The organism is Formosa sp. L2A11 (assembly GCF_009796865.1).
Classification (GTDB): domain Bacteria; phylum Bacteroidota; class Bacteroidia; order Flavobacteriales; family Flavobacteriaceae; genus Formosa.
Window position 1 is genome coordinate 1,299,343 of sequence record NZ_CP047028.1, and the last position, 22,177, is coordinate 1,321,519.

The window sequence follows — 22,177 nt, forward strand, 5'->3', positions numbered from 1 at the left end:
GAGATGTAAGGCTTTTTTTTATGGACTTGGGTTAAACATAGGTTAAACATTTTTGGTTTATCTATATTTGTGATGATTACCAAAACCATTTTTATGAATTCTTCAAGCTCTGTACTTTCCTTTTATTTTGATATGCTATTTATTAATAGCATTCAATCTGTAAAAGATTCCTTTATTGGGAATTCTACATTACAAAAAAATGGTTATTCCTACCTCCAGGAATACAAGTATTATATCAAAGACGACATGATTGAAGATAATGGTTCAATGCCAATTTTATTAACTGATATAATTACTAGAGAAGATTTTTTAGACCGTTTACTAAATTTTGAAAATATCTCTATTTATAGAACTATTGAATCTGAAATGTCTACAAAGCAAACAGAGCAAGATAAAAAAACTTACATAGCTAATGTTTATGACGATATTCAGGTGCTATTAAAGCGTGTATTAAAACTTGAAGATGCCGATGTAAGGTTGATTGAAGACAATTTTATTAAAATAGTAAATAATTTAAAAGACAGGTACTCTGATTTTGTGGGATATCATAATGTTTACAAATATCTAATTTCTGAATCAGATGTCACATTTTTTAAGGACAAAGACCTTAAGTATTCATTTTATGCAGAATTATATGAAATGGCTTATACTTTATATTTAATTGACGATACCGAAATAGAAGAGGTAGATTTTATAAATGCTTTCAGTTCACCAAATCCACAAATATTGGAGAATAAAATCCGATTTTCTAAAAACAACTATGTTGTAGCTTACTTTTTGGAGTCATTAAAGCCATTTTTTAATGGTTTTACACATACTGCAATAGAAAAGAGCGAAATCTTTTTAAACAAACAAAATAAGCCTATAAAAAGCACTGATATTTATACTTCGTTATCTAGAGGAAAAAATAAAATAGAAGATGAAAAATCTAAAATAGACACTCACATCTTAAATCTAAAAAACGAGTATCTAAAGTAACCTTACACTAAACCTTACACATTGCCTTAACCCTTTATTACACTTCGTAAATAAAGGGTTTTTTCATGCCTTTCTTTGTTGAAGTATTAACAAGGGTAGGCGCCTATCCATAACAATTTTAAGTTATGGAATTTATCCAAAATGAATTAAAAGAAATAAAGGAATTGCTGAAAAAACAAATCATTCAGCAAAAGGAAATTTTAACAATTGAAGAAGCATCAGAGTTTTTAGGATTATCAATTTCTAGGCTATATAAAATGACAAGTAATAAGGAAATCTCTTATTGCAAACCAGGTGGAAAGAAAATATATATAAACCGCCAAGAATTAGAGCAATGGATTCTCAATAGTCGAGTTGCTTCTAATAGTGATTTTGATGATGAGTTGGATAGCTATTTAAGTGAAACTAACAAAAATCTACAGTCATGATAGATTTTGTTAGACTAAGATATTTAGATAAGAGCAGAATTGAATCTTTTGTTACAGATAAAGTAAATTTTGAAGAATTACTGACTGTTTTAGAATATCATTCTGGTGATATAAGATATCCATTTACTGCTAATATTGGGTGTATGGAGATTAAAATCAATAATGAATCGGTATATGTTAAGAATTCTATACATAAGCTCTACAATGAGTTGTTAAATGGTAAAGCTCAAAATCATAATGATTTTAAGTATACGTCACTATGTGAAACAATTAACTATTTAGATAATAAACTTGTTGACCTAAGAAAAACTCGAATTACACAGTTAGAATTTGGTTTAAATATAAAGTTGACTTCTCCAGCAGAGTACTTCATTAGGCAAAATATAATACTACATAAATTTAGATTGCATAGCCACAATGAGCAGTTTGGAGGGAAAGGAGAATACAAACAATTTAATCATTATAACTATTATTTTAAAATTTATGACAAGGCAAAACAATATGATTTAAAAGAACATATTATAAGGTTTGAAATCAAGCATATAAACAATAAAACTATACAGCAACTAGGTGTTTATAATATACATGATTTAAAATCTAAAAGTATACTTAAAAATCTATTTGACAATTTGCTAAAACGATTTGATGAATTAACTATAGTAGATAATCTGTCTACAGGCTCTAAGATGACTAAAAAAGATAAAAGAAATTTGGAGTCCTACCTAAGTTATGACTATTGGGGAAAGCTCTCAGAAAGGGGTTACAGGAATCAAAAACCCAAAGAAAAAAAGGCATTTGAAAGTTTGTTGATTAAATATAATTTACTCAAAACGAAAACTTTTTTTAGAGCAAGTTTAATCCAAAAGTTTAATGAATTACTAGATAGTTAATAAATATATAATGACAAATTCCTGACTTACTATAATAGGAATTTGTCACTTCTTAAAAACAGAAATATTATGGCTAGTATAAAGATATTATTAAGAAATAAACCTAATCAAGAAGGGTTGTACCCTGTAGTTCTAAAAATAATTAAAGATAGAAAACCAAAGGTGATTACACTTGGAATAAGTTGCCTAAAAAAAGATTGGGATAAGGCTAATGGTCAATTTAAAAAGAGTGAAAAAAATTATTTGCAACGGAACAGAGCTTTACTTAAAAAGAAAGAAGAGGCATTAAAAATTATAGATAACTTTTTTCTTGAAGACATAGATTTTACTCTAAATCAATTTGAAGCAAAATTTAGAGGTAAAAAATCTTCAAAAGTTACAGTTTCAGAATTCTGGATAGAAAAGATTTCAGATTTAAATAAAGCTGGTAGAACAGGAAATGCTAGAGCCTACAAAGATGTTTATAATTCGTTTTTCAAATTCCATAAAAACAAAAATTTAGTCTTTAGAGAAATCACACCTATTTTACTCGATAAATATGAAACTTATTTAAGAAGTAAAAATAATTCAGATGGAGGTATTGGGGTGAAAATGCGCGAATTAAGAGCATTGTTTAACGATGCTATAAAGAAAGGTGTTGTAGATGAAAAATATTATCCGTTTAAAATATATAAAGTTTCAAAGTTAAAGGGGAAAGGGATTAAAAAAGCATTAACACGAGATGAAATGAAACTTATGGAAGCACTTAATATTGAAGAAAACCCACACTTAATACATGCAAAAAATTATATGCTATTTAGTTATTATATGGGTGGGATGAACTTTGTTGATATGATGAAACTAAAATGGGAAAACATACAAGGGGATAGGGTTTTATATATCCGTTCTAAAACTAAAGGAAGATTCTCTGTAAAAATGTTGGAACCAGTAAAGCAAATTATAGCATTTTATAGAACTCAAAAAAGTTCAACAAAATATGTGTTCCCAATCCTGTTGAAAGATAACCTAACTCCAATGCAGATTGAGAATAGAAAGCACAAGACCATAAGTAAATTTAATAAACAGCTTAAAGAGATTGCAGAAATTCAAGGTGTGAAACAAAACGTTACTTCTTATGTAATAAGACACAGTTTTGCAACAAATTTAAAGTTTGCTGGGATTTCAACAGATTTGATTGGGGAATCTATGGGACATCATGATATTAGTGTAACCAAAGCTTATCTTAAAGAATTTGACGATGAAATAATAGATAATGCAATGAGCAAATTACTTGAAGAACCTAGGTTTAAATACGTGTCTTAAAACAATAAAAAAGGCTCTCATTTTATGAGGGTCTTTTTCAATTAAAACTGAATCTAATCAGATTTAACTTAAACAATACAATTTAATATTAACCATTAAAATATAAGATTATGCAATTAAGAAAATCAGAAAGAAAACAAGCAAAAATTAAAATGGCATTACAAGGCAGTAGTGGCTGTGGCAAGAGTTTAAGCTCTCTTTTGCTAGCTAAAGGGCTAACTAATGACCACCTTGATAAAGTAGCTGTAATTGATACAGAAAATGGTTCAGCAGACCTTTATGCTCATCTAGGTAATTATAATGTGCTACAATTACAGCCACCATATACACCAGAGAAATTTATTGAAGCTATTGAGGTTTGTGAAAAAGCAGAAATGGAAGTGATAATTTTGGATTCTATCTCACAAGTTTGGGATGAACTTTTAGATTACCATTCTAAGCTACCAGGAAATTCATTTGCTAACTGGAGTAAAGTTACACCTAGGCAAAAAGCATTCATTAATAAGATTTTGCAATGTGATGCACATGTTATTGCTACAATGAGAACAAAACAAGATTATGTCCTGCAACAAAAAGACGGGAAATATGTGCCTGAAAAAGTAGGACTTAAAGCTGTACAAAGGGATGATGTTTCTTATGAATTTACTATAGTATTTGATTTAGATATTAAACACTTTGCAATAGCGAGTAAAGATAGGACTAATCTGTTTACTGGTAGACCTGAATTTATGATAAACACCTCTACAGGAAAACGCATTTTAGAATGGTGTACATCTCCAGTCAAAGAGGTCGATATAAAACAAAAAATAGAAGATTGCTTATCAGTAAGCCAGTTAATGGAATTATATAAAGAGCATCCAAGTTTTCAACTACCATTAAAAGCTTTGTTTCAAGCTAAGAAAGATTTTTTAGAAAAATTAGTTAACCCACAAAATTTTAGTCAAAATGGAAATAATATCAGTAACAGAGCTTAATAAGCAACGTCAAGACGTATTTAATAATCCTGAAGGTATTCCTGAAATTGTGCATCCTTTGCAAATACCTGGAGAAAATAAAATATATCAGCATAACCCATTTATAGAGGCTAACACAAAAGAGGTTAGCCTTTCTGTTTTAAAGCATGATTGTATTATACCGGTATTTTCAAAAGATAATGAGAAAACTTTGGCACATCAGGAGTTTATCGAGATAGTGCAAAGCTGTGTTGGTAATGTGTTTTCCCATCATACAATTGAAGTGCCAGAGGTTAGAGTGTCTCACCAGATTAAGGGCAGAACAGCTGATGCTATTTACAAGCCAGTAAAAGAACTTTTAGAACATGAGAAAACCCAGTATTTTGAGAGAATGGCATTTATAATTAGAATTCCATCTATTACAGAGAATATAAATGGACATGATGTGTCACTAACTGTTGGAGGGGTAAGAGCCTACAATCAAGAAAACCTGTACAACAGAAAAACGTATGAGAAATTTAAGTTTTTTATAGGTTTTCAAAATATGGTGTGCTGTAACCTATGTATTTCTACAGATGGGTATCAAGATGAAATGCGAGTAGGGAACTATTCTGAATTACAGTCTAAAATCATGAATTTAATAGAAAATTATAATGCAAAATCTCACTTAGAGGGTATGAAGCAACTATCTAAATATAATTTAACTGAACAGCAATTTGCTCAGCTTATAGGTAGAGCAAGACTATATAACTTTCTACCTAAAGAGGAAAAGACTCTAATTCCAGAATTAATGCTTAATGATGGACAGATTTCTACGGTAGCTAAAGATTATTATTTAGATAATAGCTTTTGTAGAAACGAAAATGGAGATATTAACGTTTGGAATGTATATAATCTCTTCACTGGAGCTAATAAGAGCTCTTATATAGACTCTTTTCTGTCAAGAAACGTCAACGCCTTTGGTTTTGCAAAAGGTCTGGCTAAGGCTATCAATGGTGATTCTAAACATCGTTGGTTTTTGAGTTGAGTAGGACCCAGCCTCTTTAATTAGGGGTTGGTTTTTTTTTTTTTTTTTTAATGGAATAATGACATTCCAGACACTATCCAAAAAACATAATAATGTTTTTAAATATTTGTCTTAATAAAAATCATCTAAATCTATAATTGATGAAAACTCAATGTCATCATTCTTAAAAAAATAGATACCTTCTACATGAGATAATCCAACTTTTTGTGCTTCCCTTACATTTATACTCATCATAAAAGTTTTAATATGAGAATCTCTACCTTTTTTAGTTTTCAATGTTTTTGATAGTTCATTATATGGTATGTAATTTAATTCAGCTAAATCCTCAACTATAAAGTCTAATTCCAATGTGTCTTCATCCCAGTGAGAATCATATACTTCTTCCATATCCATGAATTGGTCATAAGTATACTTAAATTTAATATCAAATTCTCTGTCATTAGTTTCATGTATATAAATTGTAATAATAAACCAACCAATAATAAAAATTATTATTGAAATAAATATACGGGAAGCCAATTTTTTAAGTTTATATTCCATAGGTTAACTATTTTCTATAATATTAATTTCATCTTCTGTCAAATCATAAAGCTCATAAACCATTTGGTCTATTTCCTTATCAGTTTGGTTAATTTGGATTTGTAAACCAAATGGGATTATCAGCATAATGATTAAATATATGGCAAATTACTTTTGTTCTAAAGTTAATTTCTATCCTGTTGGTATATTTTATTAAAAGGTTTCTTAAATCGAAATCTAATTAACAAAGCTTTACTGCATTAGAAAACAATGTATTTTTTTTAAACCATAGATGTTACTTTTCATTTTTTTTCAATATTTCAAATCCACCACCAATAATAAACTCTTGCAATAAATCATGAACCTTAATATTTACTCTAAAAGCAGGAATTGATTTACCCTCCAATTTCTCAAAATATATCTTCGCTAAACTTTTGTCAACAGTACTTTTTAAATCATCAAAACGTCCATACTCATTTATGTTTTTCTCTGTTATGCCTGAATCCAACATATTACGAAGTTTTGATTCATCTAAACCTAATGTTTCTGAAATTCTAAATATCTGGTCGTTTTTAGCATTATAAAGATAATCTGTAATATATTCTCTAAAGGTTTTACCACTTTTAATACTCATAACACCACTTTGAACATCATGTATAAAAATGTTAGCGTATTTTTGTTCTTCTTGAGTTAATGTAGCAAATGACTTATGTAACTCATCTAGGGTATGTTGTAGTTGCTCATCATCAATATCACCTTTGAGTTCTTTAAGGTATTTCTCAAAGCGAGAATTCATATAGTCAGCATCAATTTTATCAGTGTCAATCTCTGTTAAATGACCTTCAATTTCAAAAGGAACCTCACTTGTTCCAGCTCCACCAACATCACCACTAAACAGCTCTTTATATCGTAAAGCTAGAATTAGGTACGTATTTTCATTAAAACTCATTTCAACTATAGCTCCACTATCAAATTCATATTTTAATTGGCTCCACTTAAAACCTTGAATTTTTGCAGCTTCTAAAAAGTCATTTAAAGTTTTATAAAGTGAAGCAAACCTTCCACGTTCTGGAATACCTTCAGGTAGTCTTTCAAAATTTAGAATACCTGCTGAACTAAACAACTGAGAAATTTCATGAAACACTAAATTTATTGTAGTCAGATTTTGTTCTAAGCGGTCAACAAATAAATCAAAAGGTCTATCTCCTGAATATAATTCTATAGCCACTTTAATATGTTGTTCCATAGTATGTGGATACCTATAATAACGAATGGTTCCAAAAGGTTTATCTGGACCAAATAGACGATTTGTTCTTGAAAATGCTTGAATAATATTTTGATATTTAAGAACTTTATCCAAGTAAAGTGTATTTATCCATTTAGAATCAAAACCTGTTAGCATTTGGTCTACAACAATTAGTAAATCAATTTGTTTTTCTGGTGTTGTTTCAATTCTTAAATAGGGTGCTTTGTGTGCTAGTCTTGCCGCAATATCTTTTTTAAATTTTGCGTGGGTTGCTAAAGTATAATCTTGCTCATATCTCTCATTATAATCCTCTAGTAGTTCAACTAAACCATCTTCTTTATAAGCAGCATTACCTACGTTATCAATTGTAGGATCAAATAATGCGGTTGTTTTTAACTCAGGCTTTAATCTTTTTAATAGTCTATAATATTCAATAGCTTCATTAATACTGCTTGTGGCAAAAATGGCATGAAACTTATTAAGCTTACTTAATCTAAGCCAGTTTTTTAAAATATCGTCAACTACTGTTTCTTGATGCGTATCAATTTCATATTGTGATTTAGGTACAAAATCTTCAATGCCACGAATATAATTCCCAGAAGGTTCTGTATAACCAGCCATGGTTAAATCATTCATGTATCTATTAAATACTTCAGCTTTTTGAGGGTCAGAAAGTGCTTCAGTTTCGTCCACAGCTCTGGCTTTTTCTAGAGCTATTACTCGTCTTAAATCTATATCTCTGTAGGTTGATATTTTGTACGGGTCAAAACCTAGTACGTTTTTATCGCTTATACCGTCACCAAGCGTATATCTATGTAACTCACTCCCAAATACGGTTGAAGTGGTATTCATATTTATCTGATTTTCATCTTTAATTGGTGTCCCTGTAAAACCAAAAAAGATGGCAGAAGAAAATGTATTTTTAATATCAATAAGCATATCCCCAAAAGTAGAACGGTGTGCTTCATCTACGATAAAAACCGTTCTTTTGCTATTCATTATCTCGATGTCTCTAGCGTTTAAACCACCATCTTCATCTTTAATATTACTCATCTTCTGAATAGAGGTAACAATTAAAGTATTGGTTGGGTCTGAACTTTTTAGTTTTGTAACCAAAACACCAGTATTCTCAGTTGCTTGCACATCTTCATTTTCATCTGAAAAACCTCGATACTCTTTTAAAGATTGTGTACCCAACTCTATTCTATCCATCAAAAAGATAACCTTGTCAGCATCTTTTGAGTTTGCAATCAATTGAGCAGATTTAAAACTAGTCATTGTTTTACCAGAACCTGTAGTGTGCCAAATATATCCTCCTAATGCATGTTTGCTTTTCCAATCTGTTTTAGCAACCTTATCTGATATGGCATTTGCTGCATAATACTGATAGCTACGCATGACCTTTAAAATCCCATCATTAGTATCTGGTACCGTATAAAAACCTATTAACTGATGTGCCATAGGAATAGATAGTAGAGAGGAAGCTATATCGTTCCAATCATTTTTTGGCTCATTATTAAAATCTGCCCAATGGAAATAAAAATCTTTATTGAATTTTCCATCTGGTCCAGGATTGGCAAAATAAACGGTTTCTTTAGGCTCCATAGCTACAAACACCTGAACTAAAGAAAAGATGCCTGAAAAGGTTCCTGAGCGAGCATAATTCTCTATTTGGTGATAGGCTTGACTTACAGATACACCACTTCTTTTTAACTCAATATGAATTAGTGGCATACCATTAATTAAAAGCATTAAATCACCACGTCTATCATTTAGTATTTTAGATTTTGTAGGAAACTTTGGTTGTTGTACTATTTGATATCTACTTTGTCCTGCGGCTATTTCGTGTCTGTCGTATATTTTTAGGCTGACTTCTTTACCAAAATGCAGTTTATCTTCTGGGTTATCTCGTTTTATTGCAACTGTTTTACCATTGATGAAACCATTTAGTTTTAATGGTGTCCTTAAAGCATTAATTTGCTCCAGTATTTGTTGCATTTCACCATTGGTTAATGGTGTATCGTTTAAGCGATCTATACCTCTGTTATTATCAAAAAGAATGTTTGCCCAATTGTTAAGTAAATCTTCTTCTGTTGGGTTTTTTATAACCTCATTTTCCCAACCTTTTTTACTTAGTGCCAATATTAAGGCTTCTTCGAGTTTAGATTCTTTGGTAAATGTCATTTTCATTTATTTTATAAAAGCAATATTTTAATCTTGTGGTACAGACATTTTTGCAAAACAGGCTTTTTTAATGTTTTTTAGTTTTTCTAACTCAACCAAATGAAGATTAATAAGGGAATCTATTTGCAAAAAATATTGTCCTAATTTCTTCTGTTCTTTCATTGTTGGGACCAACACTTCCGTTTCTCGAATAGTTTTTAGCCCTAAATTTTTAATAGTAGAACCCGTCAATTTATTTATAAAATATTTTCGAATTCTTGGCGATTGTAATAATGCATATGTATATGTCTTATCAAAACTTTCTAAAGTAATATACGCCACACTTTTTCCCAACATTACCTTCTCACCTTTGTACAATGCTAAATTCCCTATAGTTCCATTAATAGACATAAGTATAGTATTTGGACCTAACGTTTCATCATTTTTTGACATCTCTTTTTTAGATACTTGCTTTGTTTCATTACTTATATTAATTGTTCCTAAATTCAAATTATTTCCATTAATAAAATAGACCCCACTATCTTCGACATATTTAGGTGTGCCATGCAATCCATCACCTATTTTAGGAGCTCCATCACTTAATTTTCGAACATTCCAATTACCTAAAAATTCCTTGAATCGAATTTTGGGTACATCTGAACCCTCTTCAGGGAACATCTGCTTGAGAAAGACTTTTTTTAATGTCATGAATTTTTCATACTTGTTCTGGTGAAGAGTGATTAGATTATCTAGTCGTTCAAAAAGTATCCCAATTTTTTTCTGCTCATCCAGTGAAGAAGATATGCCTACTTTTAATGATAGTAGATTTTCAGGACTAACAGATTGCCTCTTTACTACAGTTCCTTCTTCATACTGCAAAGCTCTTAATTTGAACTTTTCACTTTTAACAATCAATTCTATAAAAGAGGGTTCTTCTTCTGTAGTAAATGTTACATAAATGGGAGATATTACACCCCTTCCATGCTTGTTTCTATCTATGGCTCCATATTTAAGGTTGGAAGGATTGTAAACAATATCATTAAGTTCTGTTAGTTTATAAACCTTATTTTCTTGGTCTAAAGTTAAATGGTCTCTGTTGTTAGATTTTCTTTCGCTTCTATCTATAACACCTTGTCCTGAAGCAAATGCCAAAATTGGGGCATCTTCAGATATTTTTTGCATTGATTTACGTTCTGTTAGTACTTCTCCTAATTCTAGGTGTTTCCAATCTTCAGTAAAACCCTTAAAACGAACTTCTGGATTTTTGTTTTTCTTAGCCATACTAGTCTTCGCTATTTAGTAAAACCTTCAATTCGTTTAATCCCTTCATATCAAATTCATTTCCTTCAAGGTCATCAATTAATTTAGACAAAGAATTTTCTGCCCTATTAATCTCTTTAGCCACATCAGAGTAGGTTGCACTGTATTTTTCAGAAAGTCTTAAAACCTTGCTTGTTAATTCATCAATAATTGTTTTTGGTAAATTATTTAAAGATGTTACAATTGGGTGTACCCATTTTAGTTCTAGTAAATTATAAACTTGCTCATCTGATAGTTTTTCAATAGTTTCTTTGGTTTGTAAGTGTAGTTTTGCCTGTTCTTCTTTTACCAGTTTTTTTACTTTTTTATCTTCGGTAATTAAAGAATCTACTTTAAGAACCTTAGCTTCATAACTATCTTTTTCTAACGTTCCGTTTGTCTTAATATCTACCCTAATTTGTTTGGATTCTTTTATAACCACAGCATTTACAAAACCGTCTTTAACTTCGTTTATGATTTCTTCTTCTTTTTCGTCTTCGGTAAATATCTCCAATATTTCCTCAAATTCCGAAGTAATTTCTAAAAGGCGATTTTCTTTCTTTTGTAAACTTTGCAATTCTCGCTTTAGGTATGTTTCTTGCACCAATTCAAAAGGCATAACACGACCTTTCCAACCTTCTTGCTTTTCAATCTCTTTTCCGTCTTTCTTTTTGAGCACCATATTTGGATCTACTATTTTAGTGGACTCAAAACCTTCAGTTTGTATAATTTCTAAATCAATTTTTATAGCTTCCCATTCATCATCCAACAATTGGTAAGCTTCATATTTATCAATTAAAGTTATCGTTTCAAGCCTTTTGAAAATATCATTACTTAATACCTCTTTTTCTCTTGGAACATTAACGGTTTCCATATTGGTTAGAAGTTCCTGTTTCAGGAAACCATCTAAATCTTTAAATGAATTATTAAACTTATTTTTAAAGGCTTTAACACTGGCTTGTTCTTTAATAGCAGCGTTTACATCTTCCACTTTTAATTCGGAATTAACTTCTGACGTTTTCGAAAACAATGTTTCTCTCAAATTAGGAAAGGCTTGCCAATAGTTGTCAAGCTCATCTATTTCTTTTACAGGAATACCTCCAAACATAGAAGCGTAAATATCCCAACTTTCGGGATTTGCCGAAGAGTCTACATATCTTGGAATATTAAGGTTGTACTCATTCCCTCTTATGGTATCTCGTTCTACTACTTTAGAAAATTTAGGAGTTGTCTGTCTATCACGAACTACATCTACAATTCTTTTAATATCTGAAGCTCTTAACTTGTTGTTTTTACCTTCTTTTTTAAACCCTTTAGAAGCGTCAATAACTAAAACATCTGTGTTTTTACGTTTTTGTTTTAAAACTAACACTACAGTAGGAATACCTGTGCCAAAAAAGATACTTGGAGGTAGACCAATTATAGCATCAATATGGTTGGCTTCAATTAGTTTTTTACGAATTGTACCTTCTTCACCACCTCTAAACAAAACACCATGAGGCAATACAATAGTCATAATGCCATCTGGCTTAATGTGGAATAAATCGTGTAAAAGAAAAGCGAAATCTGCTTTAGATTTTGGAGCCAATCCAAACCTTGAATACCTTGGGTCTGATTCCTTGTTAGCTGGGTCCCACTTTTGAGAATATGGAGGGTTTGAAACTACTGCATCTACATAAAGCGTGCTATAAGTCTGTACAGCATCACTTTCATCAAAGTATGGCCAGTCATCTTCTAAGGTATCACCATTACGAGTTACAATGTTGTTTGGTAAAATATCACGCATTACCAAGTTCATTCTGGTAAGGTTATACGTGTTCTTTTTTAACTCTTGGGCGTAGTATTTAATATTGTTTTTATCGTCTATATGTTTTGCTACACTATTACCAATATTAATAAGCAAAGAACCTGAACCACTACAAGAATCGTAAATTTGAATTTCTTTTCTGTCTTTTAAATGGTTTGAAACAATTTCGGATAACAATACTGAAACCTCGTGAGGTGTATAGAATTCTCCTGCTTTTTTACCTGCATTAGCAGCAAACCTTTCAATTAAATATTCATAGATAAACCCAAGTACATCATATCCTTGCTTGCTATCCATTGGAATGTCTTTAATCAAGTGTAATAAGTCACTAATGGCTTTGGTTTGTTTTGGAGCACTTTCTCCTAATTTGCTTAGACCTGTTTGTAATGTGTCAAAAATTCCATCAAATAGTTTTGTGTGAGCTTTACTAATCAAACGACTAAATGCATTTAAGGCATCTCTAACATTACCTACTTCAAAGTCTTTCCCTTTGCTAATCCAAGTACTAAATAAATCATCATATTTTATGAAGTAACCTATATTTTTTTTGATGTAATTGACTGTTTCTACATCATCTTCTGAAAGCGCCTTAATATCATCTTCAGCAAAGTCGTTATCCTTACAGAATTGTATTTCTTTATCAGATAGGTATTTGTAAAAAATGAAGCCTAATATGTAATCTTTATATTCATTAGCCTCAATTTTAGAACGCATTTGATTTGCTGATTCCCAAATTTTAGCTGCAAGCTGTTGTTTGTTCATGTTTATTTTATTTAAGGCTATAATTCTTTATGAATTTATTTTATAGCCATAATGGTATGTTTAGTTATTTAGAAAGTTACTTGTCTGTTTATGTGTTGTTGAAAGTTATACTTATTATTATAAAAAAATGAGTTCCATAAATATATAAAACCTTGTGAGGTTTAAATAACTTCAAAGGTCTTGAATAATGGATATGCCCTATTATTTTTAGATAATATGATGAAAAATTTATTACTAAAACATGTAAATACAAAAGTAATTAATAAAAGTAAGAATTTTATCTTACATCAATGGTTGCGAAAATCAATAGGTTGTAAAAATTCATTTCCAGTTATAGAATTAATAATCTCAATATGTTGTAATCTACCAATTATAAAAGCATGTTACGTTCCAAATTTTTTCAGCGTAAAACACAATTTCGTTAGTAGTTAGTGCTTTATTTTTATGTATTTCATTTTCTTCTTTTTCAGATAAAACAATGTTAGAAGCAAAAGTACCAGCTTCCTTTTTATATATTTCATTTTCACCTCCTGTATAAATATTTTCAATAGAAATATACTTTTTACCATGTATAAGTATTTGACCTAATTTCATGAAAAAAGTTGAGCCAAAAAATATTATTTCGCTTATATCTACTACTTAATTGTATTAATGGTACTCCATTAATACAGCTTGTAGCCATGAATGGTTGTTCTAGGTAAACAAGGTGTGTATATAACTTTTACAGCAATGATTTTAAGTTGATAGTTGATACTAGCTTGATATTAATTATAGTTGAGCTTATAACTAAAAATGAGCAGGGATTTCAATGCTTGTTTAAATAGCACAGTCATATCTTGTGTTATTGAACTTTCTCCTTTAATACAGATGTAATTGTTTTTTTTCTAATTTTGTTGTTTACAGCGAATTTTTTGACCCTAAACTTTTTTCTTCTAATGCTTCTTATAAGATCCCGCCTGGGTGTGTAACACTCTCAGGATAATACTGATTAATAGTTGCCATAGCTGTTGTTTGTATTTTTTAAATCTTATGGAGCCAGACTTTTTTTGTCAAACTTTATCAGTGTTGGCAAATTTTTCAAGTTTACTATTTTAAATGTTATATCCATAGCAGATTTAAAAAACAGTTATTGTTTTAAAGATTAAGCTTATTAATTTTTTTCTAATTAATAGCTAATACTTTCATACATCAAGAAGAATAAAACTAAGCCTAAATGGTTTGTTGTAAAAAAAAAATTGAAAATTTTTTTTTTATAGTTCATGAAAGCGTTAAGTACCTTACTCGTAGACCCCCACTCATTTCTGGGGATAAAGATGCCCCCTCCACTTTATATAGTGAAGAAAATTTCTAGGCAGAGTTAATAAATCCAAGTTGATAGCTGTGATTTATACGCTGTAGGTTATTGATTTTCTGTGTGTGGTGTACTACAACTCAAAAATTTTAGAAAAATGGTTAGAATCGTAAATTACAAAGAAAGAAAAAAGGATGATGGCACTTCATTCTTCGTTTTGGAACTGCAAGGTGGAATTGAAATGGTATTAAGCAAGGTTACGGGTAACTTCTACGCTACTGCGAAGAAAGCTTATATACCTTCAACATTTGATGAGCAAGTATGTACTGGGCTTATTGGTACAGAAATGCCAGGAAGCATCATTAAAGAGGATTGTGAGCCTTTTGAATATGTTGTAAAGGAAACAGGGGAAGAAATTACATTATCTCACAGATGGGTATATGTTACAGAAGATGCTGTAAAGCCAAAACAGGAAAATTATAGAGCTGAACGAAATGTATTAGCAAACTCTGATGTGTTTTCCAAAAATGGAATATTGGAGTCTGTTGAATAAAAAAATCAGTTCAATCTAAGTTTAGATTGAACTGATTTTTTTTGTAATTAACAAAGAGTTAAAAAAATCTTTTATAAAACGTGTAATACCTGGATAATAATAATAGTGTGTGTTACTGTCACTTAGAGAAATCAAGTGTTTATAATGTGTTATTTAAGATATTTAATTCTTCCAGGTAAACATAATCGGAAAATAAAATGTCTCAAAGAAAGAAAAGAACCAAAAGAAAGAAACTTTACTGGAGCTTTCCCTTTATAAAGTTTGTAATTGTGTAGAATGTTTTTTGAGAGTGTCTCGAAAGAAACTTCGTGCAAGTTACAGGTTCTGAAATTAAGATGCAAGCAAAATCGCAGTTATATTCCTAGGAAACTAAATTTTAAAATTATGAAAATTTCAGAAATAAGTGTCTCGTATTCAAATAGTAATAAAGAGAAGTTAAAAGCAAATAATAGCAAAGATAGCTTTGAAATCCTTTTAAAATCATGGAGTAAAAATACTATTGAATTACAGGAGGAATTCAAAGTTTTACTTTTAAACAAGGGTAATGTTGTTTTAGGGGTGTATGATTTATCAAAAGGAGGTGTGTCTTCAACGGTAGTTGACTCTAAATTGGTGTTTGCAGTAGCCTTAAAATGCAATGCAAGTAATATAATAATAGCACATAACCATCCAAGTGGAAATGTAAAACCAAGTGATGCAGATAAGAATATTACGCAAAAAATCAAAAAAGCAAGTCAATATTTAGATATAGTATTGTTAGACCATATAATTATTTCTAAAAATGACTTCTATAGTTTTTCAGATAATGGTATATTGTAACACTCCTGATATTTATATTATTAATTTGTAAGATAGCGTGATTGCCCATAATAAAGGCTAAAATGTATCGCCTAGAAATAATGTAAATTAGTATTAATAGCGAATTTTTAAAAATCAATTGATTTATTAGATGAAAAAATTACTTTATTTTTTACTGCTTATTGGTGTGTTTTCCTGTAAATCCCAAGATTGTGAAACAATACCTACCACATTTAGAAGTTATTCTGAAGCTTTAACAACTATACAAAACGCTAAATTTAACATTGCAAATTCTGTAGATACTTCAAAAAGTTCTTGGATTGAAGATGCTAATTATTATAGTTGTGATGGTGTAAATGGGTTTTTAATTATAGAAACTTCAAAGAAGGACTATATTTTTAAAAATGTACCAATTAAAATATGGAATAGCTTTAAAAATGCGAGTTCTTTTGGTTCCTACTATAGTGAAAAAATAAGAGGAAATTATCAGTTAGTTCTTTAAGTATGGATAACTTAAAAATTTGTAAAACAAAATCTAATTAAAATATGAGTTTAGAAGAAGAAGAAGAAGAAGATTCGTTTCTAAAATTAGTTGAATTAATGAAAGTAAGGGTTTCTCGTATGGAGAAAAGAAACGGAGTTAAGCCAACTTTTAATGACTATGTAGGAGAGATGCTTGTTGAAGGTGTTATTTCTTCGGATAATATATACAATCAGATTGAAGGCCATGCCATGGTATGGAGGGGTGCAAGACTAGGGGAAACTCATCATAAAAGACTCATTTCTGAATTAGATCGTGCTGCGGTATTTGCATTGAGGAATAAATCAAAAGTCAAAGAATCCGGTGATAATGTTGAAGAATGTAAAACTGAAGAAAAGCAAGTAAAAATATCTGAAGATGATGTTGTTATAAAGGGTGGTAATAAATTTTTTGACTTTATCCAATCTCTGTTTAAAAAAATCGATGATGATATTGTTGAGCTTTTTCAACGTGTAGGACTTTTGTACATAGCTGGAATTGCATTGATGCTATTCGTAATATTGTTTTTAGCTGACCTATTTGGTGAAGAAATTAATTATTATGTTTTATTGATATTTATATCAATAGGAGTTGTTTTTTATATTTTATTAAAAATTCAATCTGTTGCTCCAGAGAGTAAATTAAGTCTCGTTATTTCTTATGTGTTTACATTCTTAATTGGGGTGATTCTTATCAGTACTACTGTTTTAGGTCGGGATTTAATAATATTTTTTATAAATGTGTTTGATTAAATTTTAGAATAATGAATGAAGTTTTTCACATGCTAGAATCTTTATCTTCTGATAAAGGGTTGTATTCTAAAGAAAAAGTTGCTTGGTGGTTGTTAAAATATGAAAAAGAATATTATTCCCAATTGAGGTTTTTTGAAACCTTATCTATAAATTATAAAAGCCCAAGAAACTTAACAAAATACACGAAAGAATCCCAATTTCTTGAATTATACGAAATTTTAAACAAGGTTATGGGCTTTTGTAATGAAGAGGCTTATTACAAAGACCAATTAGATGTTTATGACTCAGTGAAAAATAATGTAGAACAGTCAAAAAAATGGTTTGAAATTCATAAAACAGATAGGAAGCATAAGTATTCAGAATTCGAGTGTTTATTTCAGGATACTAGTACTCCCTGTGGATTTAATTTTGAAGTAGGCTTTCCGCTGTCTGTTAAATTTAAAAAATCAGAATTTCAATACACACTTAAGTTTTTAGAAATAATAGAAATGTCTAGTAAAGTAGAAATTATTGGTGTTGTTGAAATAATAAATGTTTTGGAATTTATAAAATTGAATGAACATCATGTTTATAATAGAAAAACTATTGTAGTGTATGTAGATGATTTTAATGACAGTAAATTACTTGTTAGGTTTGTAAAAGGTAAAATAGGATTACTTGATAACGTTAAAGTGGGGCAAAAGATAAAAGTTTATGCAGACCTAACAGGAGGGGAAAATGAATTTGATAAATTGGGATATTCATTAAGTCTCCTAGGTTGGAAAATCGAAATTTTAAACTAAAAAAAATTATGGAATTAATAGGTAAAATAAAGTTAATAAATAAGACCCAAACAATAGGTAACAATGGTTTTAGAAAACGTGAAGTTGTTATTACAACAGAAGAGCAATATCCACAGCACATTTTAGTAGAATTTGTTCAAGATAAATGTGATTTACTAAATAATTTTATTGTTGGTCAGGAAGTTAAAATAGGCCTTAATTTAAGGGGGAGAGAGTGGATAAATCCACAAGGTGTAATAAAATACTTTAATGCTATTCAGGGGTGGAGAATCGAGATTGTAAATGTAGAAGAATCTATGTCTACAAAAGCAATTGAACAAGAACCTGTAAGCTTTTTGGATGAGTCAGATAATGATTTGCCTTTTTAGTTTTAAATGAGATGTTGTAGCATTCAGGTTAAACATAGGTTAAACATTTTAGATAAGAAGTGATACAAATAGCAACTAAGTGCAATTATATAAATCAATAAGTGATTGTTTTTTAAGTATATGCAAATATTAGAAAGAATTTGAAATATATCTTTAACTGACTGTTAATCAGAGGGTCCTTGGTTCGAGCCCAAGAGAGGGAGCAAAGCTAGCTAAAAGCCTTACAGAAATGTAGGGCTTTTTTTATGCGTTATGGTTTCGTTGTTAGGATTGTACTTGATTTTTTAAATGTTGTTTTGAGATTTAGATTTCTACATTTTGAACTGTTTTTATTAAATAAGGGGTATTATTCGGGTACCAATTTAAATCTTAGCTTTTTTTGAGTTGTAAAATAGATTGATTGCTCGCAAGGAAATAAGACTTATTTAGTAAAAATTATAAAACGATATTGTTTTTCATCTAAATCAAAAGAAATCAATAAAATATTTCATAACCTGACAAACATCATATAATAAACGAGTTTTAGGTTATATTTTTGAAATGTGTTTTTTAGGAGACAATTAACCTAAAAAATTAACTGGCAAATTTTTTGATTATTATTTCTTTTAACCTTCAGCTCAATGACATTTAGCTGAAGGTTTTTTTTGTGCCTAATGTTATTTAATTAAGTCGTCTTGTCTTAGCTGCTTTTAATGGTTTTAGGTCTTCTGTGTTTTGTTTGTGTAAAAAGAAGGAGGAATAAGCTTTTAAATGATCTTTTGCTTTGTTAGTCTTGAATGTTTTAAATTTAGAAGATTAATAGTTGTTAAAACAAACAAAGGCCATCTGTTAAATAGCCTTTGTGTTAAAAGTAAAATGTAAGCAGATTAAAAAGTTAATGCAATTTTTCCGCGAATGTAAAATGGAGTTCCTGGTGTAAAGTGAATTTCTTCTACAGATGTTGGTTCGTTAAACAGTCTGCTTTCTGTTGCAAATTGTGTTTCGTTCCATTCTGTATCAAATAGGTTTTCTATAATAACACTGTAAGTCCAATTTTTCCATGAATAATTAATGTTGAAATCTGTTACAAAATAGACTTCTGCAACAATAGAGTTGTCTTCGTTTGCAGGTCTGTCATCTACATATCTGTAGTTTATTCCTCCAGAAAAACCAGAAAGATCTTCAAAAGAAATACCTCCTACAGTTGTTAAATCTGGAGCTAATGGAATATAGTTTTCACCATCAGGATCGTCAATGCTTCTACCGTGAGAATAATTTACATCAGCAAAAAGATATAACCAATCTAAAGCTTGGTAACGTGCTCCAAAATCTGCTCCAAAACGTTGTGTTTTTCCGCTAGGTTCAACAATTGCAGCATCTCCTACGTATACAAATTCTTGTTCTAAAAATAAATACCAAAGGCTTGCGTTTAATGCTAGGCGATCTGTAGGTTTTAAAATGGTTCCTAAATCTGCGCCGTAAGCTGCTGGTAAAATAGATTTTCCGTTATTAGCAACCACTACTCGTGTGTCGTTAGAGTGAAATCCCATTCCTGCTTTTAAGAAAAACTGAGTGTTTTTGTTTAAAGAATAAATGGTGTTTAATTTCGGGCTCACTCGCATTTTTGTTTCTGCTTCGTCGCTATAGGTTTCAGATAATTTGTCTTCGTATTGAAATTTAAAATAATCTATTCTTGCAGAAGGATTAAAAGTCCATTTTCCTGTTTTAAATTCCGTATTTAAAAAGGCGTAGGTGTTTACTTCGTCAATATCTCCAAGGGATTTGTATTCTAAAACTGTTTTTCTGTTAACGGTGTGCGATAATTCTACATCGTCTACATTGTCGTATCTAAATCCTATTCCTGCTTGGTATTTAAACGTTGTGTTTTCGCTTAACTCTATATTTCTATGTTCGTAAACGGTACTTGCTCCTGTTGTTACTCGGTTTTCAAATTGTTTAATCTGATCGCCATTTACAGGATCGTCTAAGAAAAAGGTAAAGTTAGAATACAATTCAAAATTATATTGAGATACAAAAGCTGTGGTTTTAAAAGACTGATTATCGTCTATCACTTTTTTATGATTTATCAATAGGTTTGTTCTGCTAGTTTCACCACCTTCTGTGTCGTCTATAGATCCAAATCTATCAATACTACCATTATCTACAGAGCGCTGCGGAATTTGTCCTGAAGCATCCCATTTACTTTGAAAATGAGAGGCTGTAAAGTTTAATTCCTGGTCTCCTGCTAGTTTATAATTATAACGTGCTAAGACATTAAAACGGTTAAAGTTTTGTGGCGACTCGAAAGGGCCATCTGTTAAAGATAGTTCTGAAGCGATATAAGCGCTGCTCTTGTCGTTGTTTAAAACATTAAACATTCCCATAATACGGTTTGTATTAAACTGTCCTGCTTCTAGGGATAAATAATTTTTATCTATAGTTTTTTTAAGGCCTAGGTTAATATAGCCAGCAGTTGCAAAGTTTCCTTTATCTGCATTGTAAGGTCCTTTTCCAAAGTTAATATTGTCTATGGTTTCTGGAATAACAAAATGCAAATCAGAATATCCTTGTCCGTGTGCGTGAGAGACCATGTTTACTGGTAGGCCGTCTACTGTTATGTTAATATCTGTACCGTGATCTATATCGAAACCTCTTAAGAAAATCTGTTCTGCTTTTCCGCCACCTGCATGTTGTCCTATAATTAGTCCAGGCACTTTTCTTAAAATCTCTTGAGACGATTTTACAGGATCTTTTTGTACATCTATGTTTACAAATTTACTTAGTGCATCTATTTCTGCGACTAGCATAACTTGATCTAGAGAGATGTTTGCAGTGCTTAAAGTAAAGGTTGCAGGTTGGTCTATATTGGCTTGTGTAATACGAACAATTTTAGGTTCGTACCCTAAGCGTGACAGGTATAACGTGTCGTTTACTTGTGTTTTATTTAAAGTAAATGCTCCTGTTGCAGAGGTGTGTGTATGTATTTCTGTTGTTTTGTTAAATACGCTAACTTCTTCTATGGGTTTATTTTCGCTATTCACTATTTTTCCCGAAATCTGTTGTGCGTTAATTAAGCTAGTAAGCAACAAAGTACATGCTGTTAAAAAATGTTTCATTTCATGATTAGGTTGTCCTCTGTTAAGAGGAGTTAATATTTGCTTCTTTCCCTTTTAGGTGCTTTTTAGACATTATAAAGCAGCCTGAGTTTGGATGGTTTACGTGTACTTACGACAAACATCCAACTAGGGTTTTAAATTGATTTAAATATGTTATGAAATAAACTGAGGAGGCGGAGAAAGTGTAGGTAAATTAAAGTTATATACCGGTAAATAGGTATGCCATTTTTGTTTTAAAGCTGAATTGAATATGATGCTTTTAAAACGGAATTCAGACGTTAAGACGTGTTTGTCTATTTCTGTTTTAAAGATAGATTTCTGATGTTCTTTTTGTTTGTCTGAAGAAGATAATATACTGTTTAAAAAAGTAAGTAATTGGTGTGTGTGGTTTGTAGTTACTCTTTTTTCGTGGGTATGCGAATGAGTATGTTTTGCTAAATGAGAGGTTTCTGCATTTACATGATGGCCAAAAGCATCGTGTGTGTGATGTTTTGTTGTGGCCGATGTTGTTTTGTTGTGTGCTTGTATACGATCTTCAATATAATGTGACATGGAATGTAGCATGTCGAACATAGAATTTGTTAAAGGAGAAACCATGTAACAAATTGCCATAATAACAATGCAACATCTAAAAACTATCGGCT

20 protein-coding genes are annotated in these 22,177 nt (G+C 30.5%); 12 read left to right on the forward strand and 8 right to left on the reverse strand.

The window, feature by feature from the left end; translation table 11 throughout:
* Positions 1–93: 93 nt before the first annotated feature.
* From GQR95_RS05730 to GQR95_RS05755, 6 genes are all read left to right on the forward strand, one after another.
* Positions 94–978: a hypothetical protein gene (locus tag GQR95_RS05730; protein ID WP_159022251.1), complete on the forward strand. Its 885-nt coding sequence runs from the start codon at positions 94–96 to the stop codon at positions 976–978.
* A gap of 125 nt (positions 979–1,103) precedes the next feature.
* Positions 1,104–1,406, forward strand: coding sequence for a helix-turn-helix domain-containing protein (locus GQR95_RS05735; RefSeq protein ID WP_159022252.1), 303 nt, complete (start codon positions 1,104–1,106; stop codon positions 1,404–1,406).
* Positions 1,403–2,296 carry a hypothetical protein gene (locus GQR95_RS05740; protein WP_159022253.1) on the forward strand — a complete coding sequence of 298 codons (894 nt, stop codon included), beginning with the start codon at positions 1,403–1,405 and terminating at the stop codon, positions 2,294–2,296. The genes GQR95_RS05735 and GQR95_RS05740 overlap by 4 nt, the downstream gene beginning before the upstream one ends.
* 69 nt (positions 2,297–2,365) lie before the next feature.
* The gene (locus GQR95_RS05745; protein ID WP_159022254.1) at positions 2,366–3,598 is read left to right on the forward strand and encodes a site-specific integrase; all 1,233 of its coding nucleotides are present in this window, start codon (positions 2,366–2,368) and stop codon (positions 3,596–3,598) included.
* Between the two features lie 110 nt (positions 3,599–3,708).
* Positions 3,709–4,572, forward strand: coding sequence for an AAA family ATPase (locus GQR95_RS05750; RefSeq protein WP_159022255.1), 864 nt, complete (start codon positions 3,709–3,711; stop codon positions 4,570–4,572).
* Entirely contained in the window at positions 4,544–5,578 is a 1,035-nt protein-coding gene (locus GQR95_RS05755; protein ID WP_159022256.1) for a DUF3871 family protein, read from the forward strand. The genes GQR95_RS05750 and GQR95_RS05755 overlap by 29 nt, the downstream gene beginning before the upstream one ends.
* Positions 5,579–5,689: 111 nt before the next feature.
* Here the strand turns inward: GQR95_RS05755 and GQR95_RS05760 are convergent, their stop codons facing one another.
* The 6 genes from GQR95_RS05760 to GQR95_RS05785 all read right to left on the reverse strand — a co-directional run bounded on the left by GQR95_RS05760 (position 5,690) and on the right by GQR95_RS05785 (position 13,968).
* Positions 5,690–6,118, reverse strand: coding sequence for a hypothetical protein (locus GQR95_RS05760; RefSeq protein ID WP_159022257.1), 429 nt, complete (start codon positions 6,116–6,118; stop codon positions 5,690–5,692).
* Between the two features lie 88 nt (positions 6,119–6,206).
* The gene (locus GQR95_RS17070) at positions 6,207–6,311 is read right to left on the reverse strand and encodes a hypothetical protein (protein ID WP_159024243.1); all 105 of its coding nucleotides are present in this window, start codon (positions 6,309–6,311) and stop codon (positions 6,207–6,209) included.
* A gap of 81 nt (positions 6,312–6,392) precedes the next feature.
* On the reverse strand, positions 6,393–9,527 hold the full coding sequence (locus GQR95_RS05770) for a type I restriction endonuclease subunit R (RefSeq protein WP_159022258.1): 3,135 nt from the start codon (positions 9,525–9,527) through the stop codon (positions 6,393–6,395).
* A 27-nt stretch (positions 9,528–9,554) separates the two neighbouring features.
* Positions 9,555–10,787 carry a restriction endonuclease subunit S gene (locus GQR95_RS05775; protein ID WP_159022259.1) on the reverse strand — a complete coding sequence of 411 codons (1,233 nt, stop codon included), beginning with the start codon at positions 10,785–10,787 and terminating at the stop codon, positions 9,555–9,557.
* Position 10,788: 1 nt separating this feature from the next.
* On the reverse strand, positions 10,789–13,374 hold the full coding sequence (locus GQR95_RS05780) for a type I restriction-modification system subunit M (protein WP_159022260.1): 2,586 nt from the start codon (positions 13,372–13,374) through the stop codon (positions 10,789–10,791).
* A gap of 363 nt (positions 13,375–13,737) precedes the next feature.
* The gene (locus GQR95_RS05785; protein WP_159022261.1) at positions 13,738–13,968 is read right to left on the reverse strand and encodes a hypothetical protein; all 231 of its coding nucleotides are present in this window, start codon (positions 13,966–13,968) and stop codon (positions 13,738–13,740) included.
* 914 nt (positions 13,969–14,882) lie between these two features.
* On the opposite strand from GQR95_RS05785, the gene GQR95_RS05790 reads away from it, so the two are divergent.
* From GQR95_RS05790 to GQR95_RS05815, 6 genes are all read left to right on the forward strand, one after another.
* On the forward strand, positions 14,883–15,218 hold the full coding sequence (locus GQR95_RS05790; RefSeq protein WP_233266011.1) for a hypothetical protein: 336 nt from the start codon (positions 14,883–14,885) through the stop codon (positions 15,216–15,218).
* 384 nt (positions 15,219–15,602) lie between these two features.
* Positions 15,603–16,037, forward strand: a complete 435-nt coding sequence (locus GQR95_RS05795) for a RadC family protein (RefSeq protein ID WP_159022263.1) — start codon at positions 15,603–15,605, stop codon at positions 16,035–16,037.
* 130 nt (positions 16,038–16,167) lie between these two features.
* Positions 16,168–16,518: a KTSC domain-containing protein gene (locus GQR95_RS05800; protein ID WP_159022264.1), complete on the forward strand. Its 351-nt coding sequence runs from the start codon at positions 16,168–16,170 to the stop codon at positions 16,516–16,518.
* Positions 16,519–16,562: 44 nt separating this feature from the next.
* Positions 16,563–17,288 (forward strand): hypothetical protein, encoded by a 726-nt coding sequence (locus tag GQR95_RS05805; RefSeq protein ID WP_159022265.1) that lies wholly within the window; start codon positions 16,563–16,565, stop codon positions 17,286–17,288.
* Positions 17,289–17,299: 11 nt separating this feature from the next.
* Entirely contained in the window at positions 17,300–18,070 is a 771-nt protein-coding gene (locus tag GQR95_RS05810) for a DUF3127 domain-containing protein (protein ID WP_159022266.1), read from the forward strand.
* Between the two features lie 8 nt (positions 18,071–18,078).
* Positions 18,079–18,438, forward strand: a complete 360-nt coding sequence (locus GQR95_RS05815) for a DUF3127 domain-containing protein (protein WP_159022267.1) — start codon at positions 18,079–18,081, stop codon at positions 18,436–18,438.
* Between the two features lie 866 nt (positions 18,439–19,304).
* Here GQR95_RS05815 and GQR95_RS05820 read toward each other — a convergent pair.
* Positions 19,305–21,533, reverse strand: coding sequence for a TonB-dependent receptor plug domain-containing protein (locus GQR95_RS05820; RefSeq protein ID WP_159022268.1), 2,229 nt, complete (start codon positions 21,531–21,533; stop codon positions 19,305–19,307).
* 153 nt (positions 21,534–21,686) lie between these two features.
* Positions 21,687–22,145, reverse strand: coding sequence for a hypothetical protein (locus GQR95_RS05825; protein WP_159022269.1), 459 nt, complete (start codon positions 22,143–22,145; stop codon positions 21,687–21,689).
* Between the last annotated feature and the right edge of the window lie 32 nt (positions 22,146–22,177).

Bases quoted from the DNA above. Each gene is read 5' to 3' on its own strand.
- GQR95_RS05745 (WP_159022254.1), top strand. From the start codon at position 2,366: ATGGCTAGTATAAAGATATTATTAAGAAATAAACCTAATCAAGAAGGG.
- GQR95_RS05755 (WP_159022256.1), top strand. From the start codon at position 4,544: ATGGAAATAATATCAGTAACAGAGCTTAATAAGCAACGTCAAGACGTA.
- GQR95_RS05805 (WP_159022265.1), top strand. From the start codon at position 16,563: ATGAGTTTAGAAGAAGAAGAAGAAGAAGATTCGTTTCTAAAATTAGTT.
- GQR95_RS05780 (WP_159022260.1), bottom strand. From the start codon at position 13,374: ATGAACAAACAACAGCTTGCAGCTAAAATTTGGGAATCAGCAAATCAA.
- GQR95_RS05735 (WP_159022252.1), top strand. From the start codon at position 1,104: ATGGAATTTATCCAAAATGAATTAAAAGAAATAAAGGAATTGCTGAAA.
- GQR95_RS05760 (WP_159022257.1), bottom strand. From the start codon at position 6,118: ATGGAATATAAACTTAAAAAATTGGCTTCCCGTATATTTATTTCAATA.
- GQR95_RS05810 (WP_159022266.1), top strand. From the start codon at position 17,300: ATGAATGAAGTTTTTCACATGCTAGAATCTTTATCTTCTGATAAAGGG.
- GQR95_RS05750 (WP_159022255.1), top strand. From the start codon at position 3,709: ATGCAATTAAGAAAATCAGAAAGAAAACAAGCAAAAATTAAAATGGCA.
- GQR95_RS05800 (WP_159022264.1), top strand. From the start codon at position 16,168: ATGAAAAAATTACTTTATTTTTTACTGCTTATTGGTGTGTTTTCCTGT.
- GQR95_RS05820 (WP_159022268.1), bottom strand. From the start codon at position 21,533: ATGAAACATTTTTTAACAGCATGTACTTTGTTGCTTACTAGCTTAATT.
- GQR95_RS05825 (WP_159022269.1), bottom strand. From the start codon at position 22,145: ATGGCAATTTGTTACATGGTTTCTCCTTTAACAAATTCTATGTTCGAC.
- GQR95_RS05775 (WP_159022259.1), bottom strand. From the start codon at position 10,787: ATGGCTAAGAAAAACAAAAATCCAGAAGTTCGTTTTAAGGGTTTTACT.
- GQR95_RS05785 (WP_159022261.1), bottom strand. From the start codon at position 13,968: ATGAAATTAGGTCAAATACTTATACATGGTAAAAAGTATATTTCTATT.
- GQR95_RS05740 (WP_159022253.1), top strand. From the start codon at position 1,403: ATGATAGATTTTGTTAGACTAAGATATTTAGATAAGAGCAGAATTGAA.
- GQR95_RS05770 (WP_159022258.1), bottom strand. From the start codon at position 9,527: ATGACATTTACCAAAGAATCTAAACTCGAAGAAGCCTTAATATTGGCA.
- GQR95_RS05815 (WP_159022267.1), top strand. From the start codon at position 18,079: ATGGAATTAATAGGTAAAATAAAGTTAATAAATAAGACCCAAACAATA.
- GQR95_RS05795 (WP_159022263.1), top strand. From the start codon at position 15,603: ATGAAAATTTCAGAAATAAGTGTCTCGTATTCAAATAGTAATAAAGAG.
- GQR95_RS05730 (WP_159022251.1), top strand. From the start codon at position 94: ATGAATTCTTCAAGCTCTGTACTTTCCTTTTATTTTGATATGCTATTT.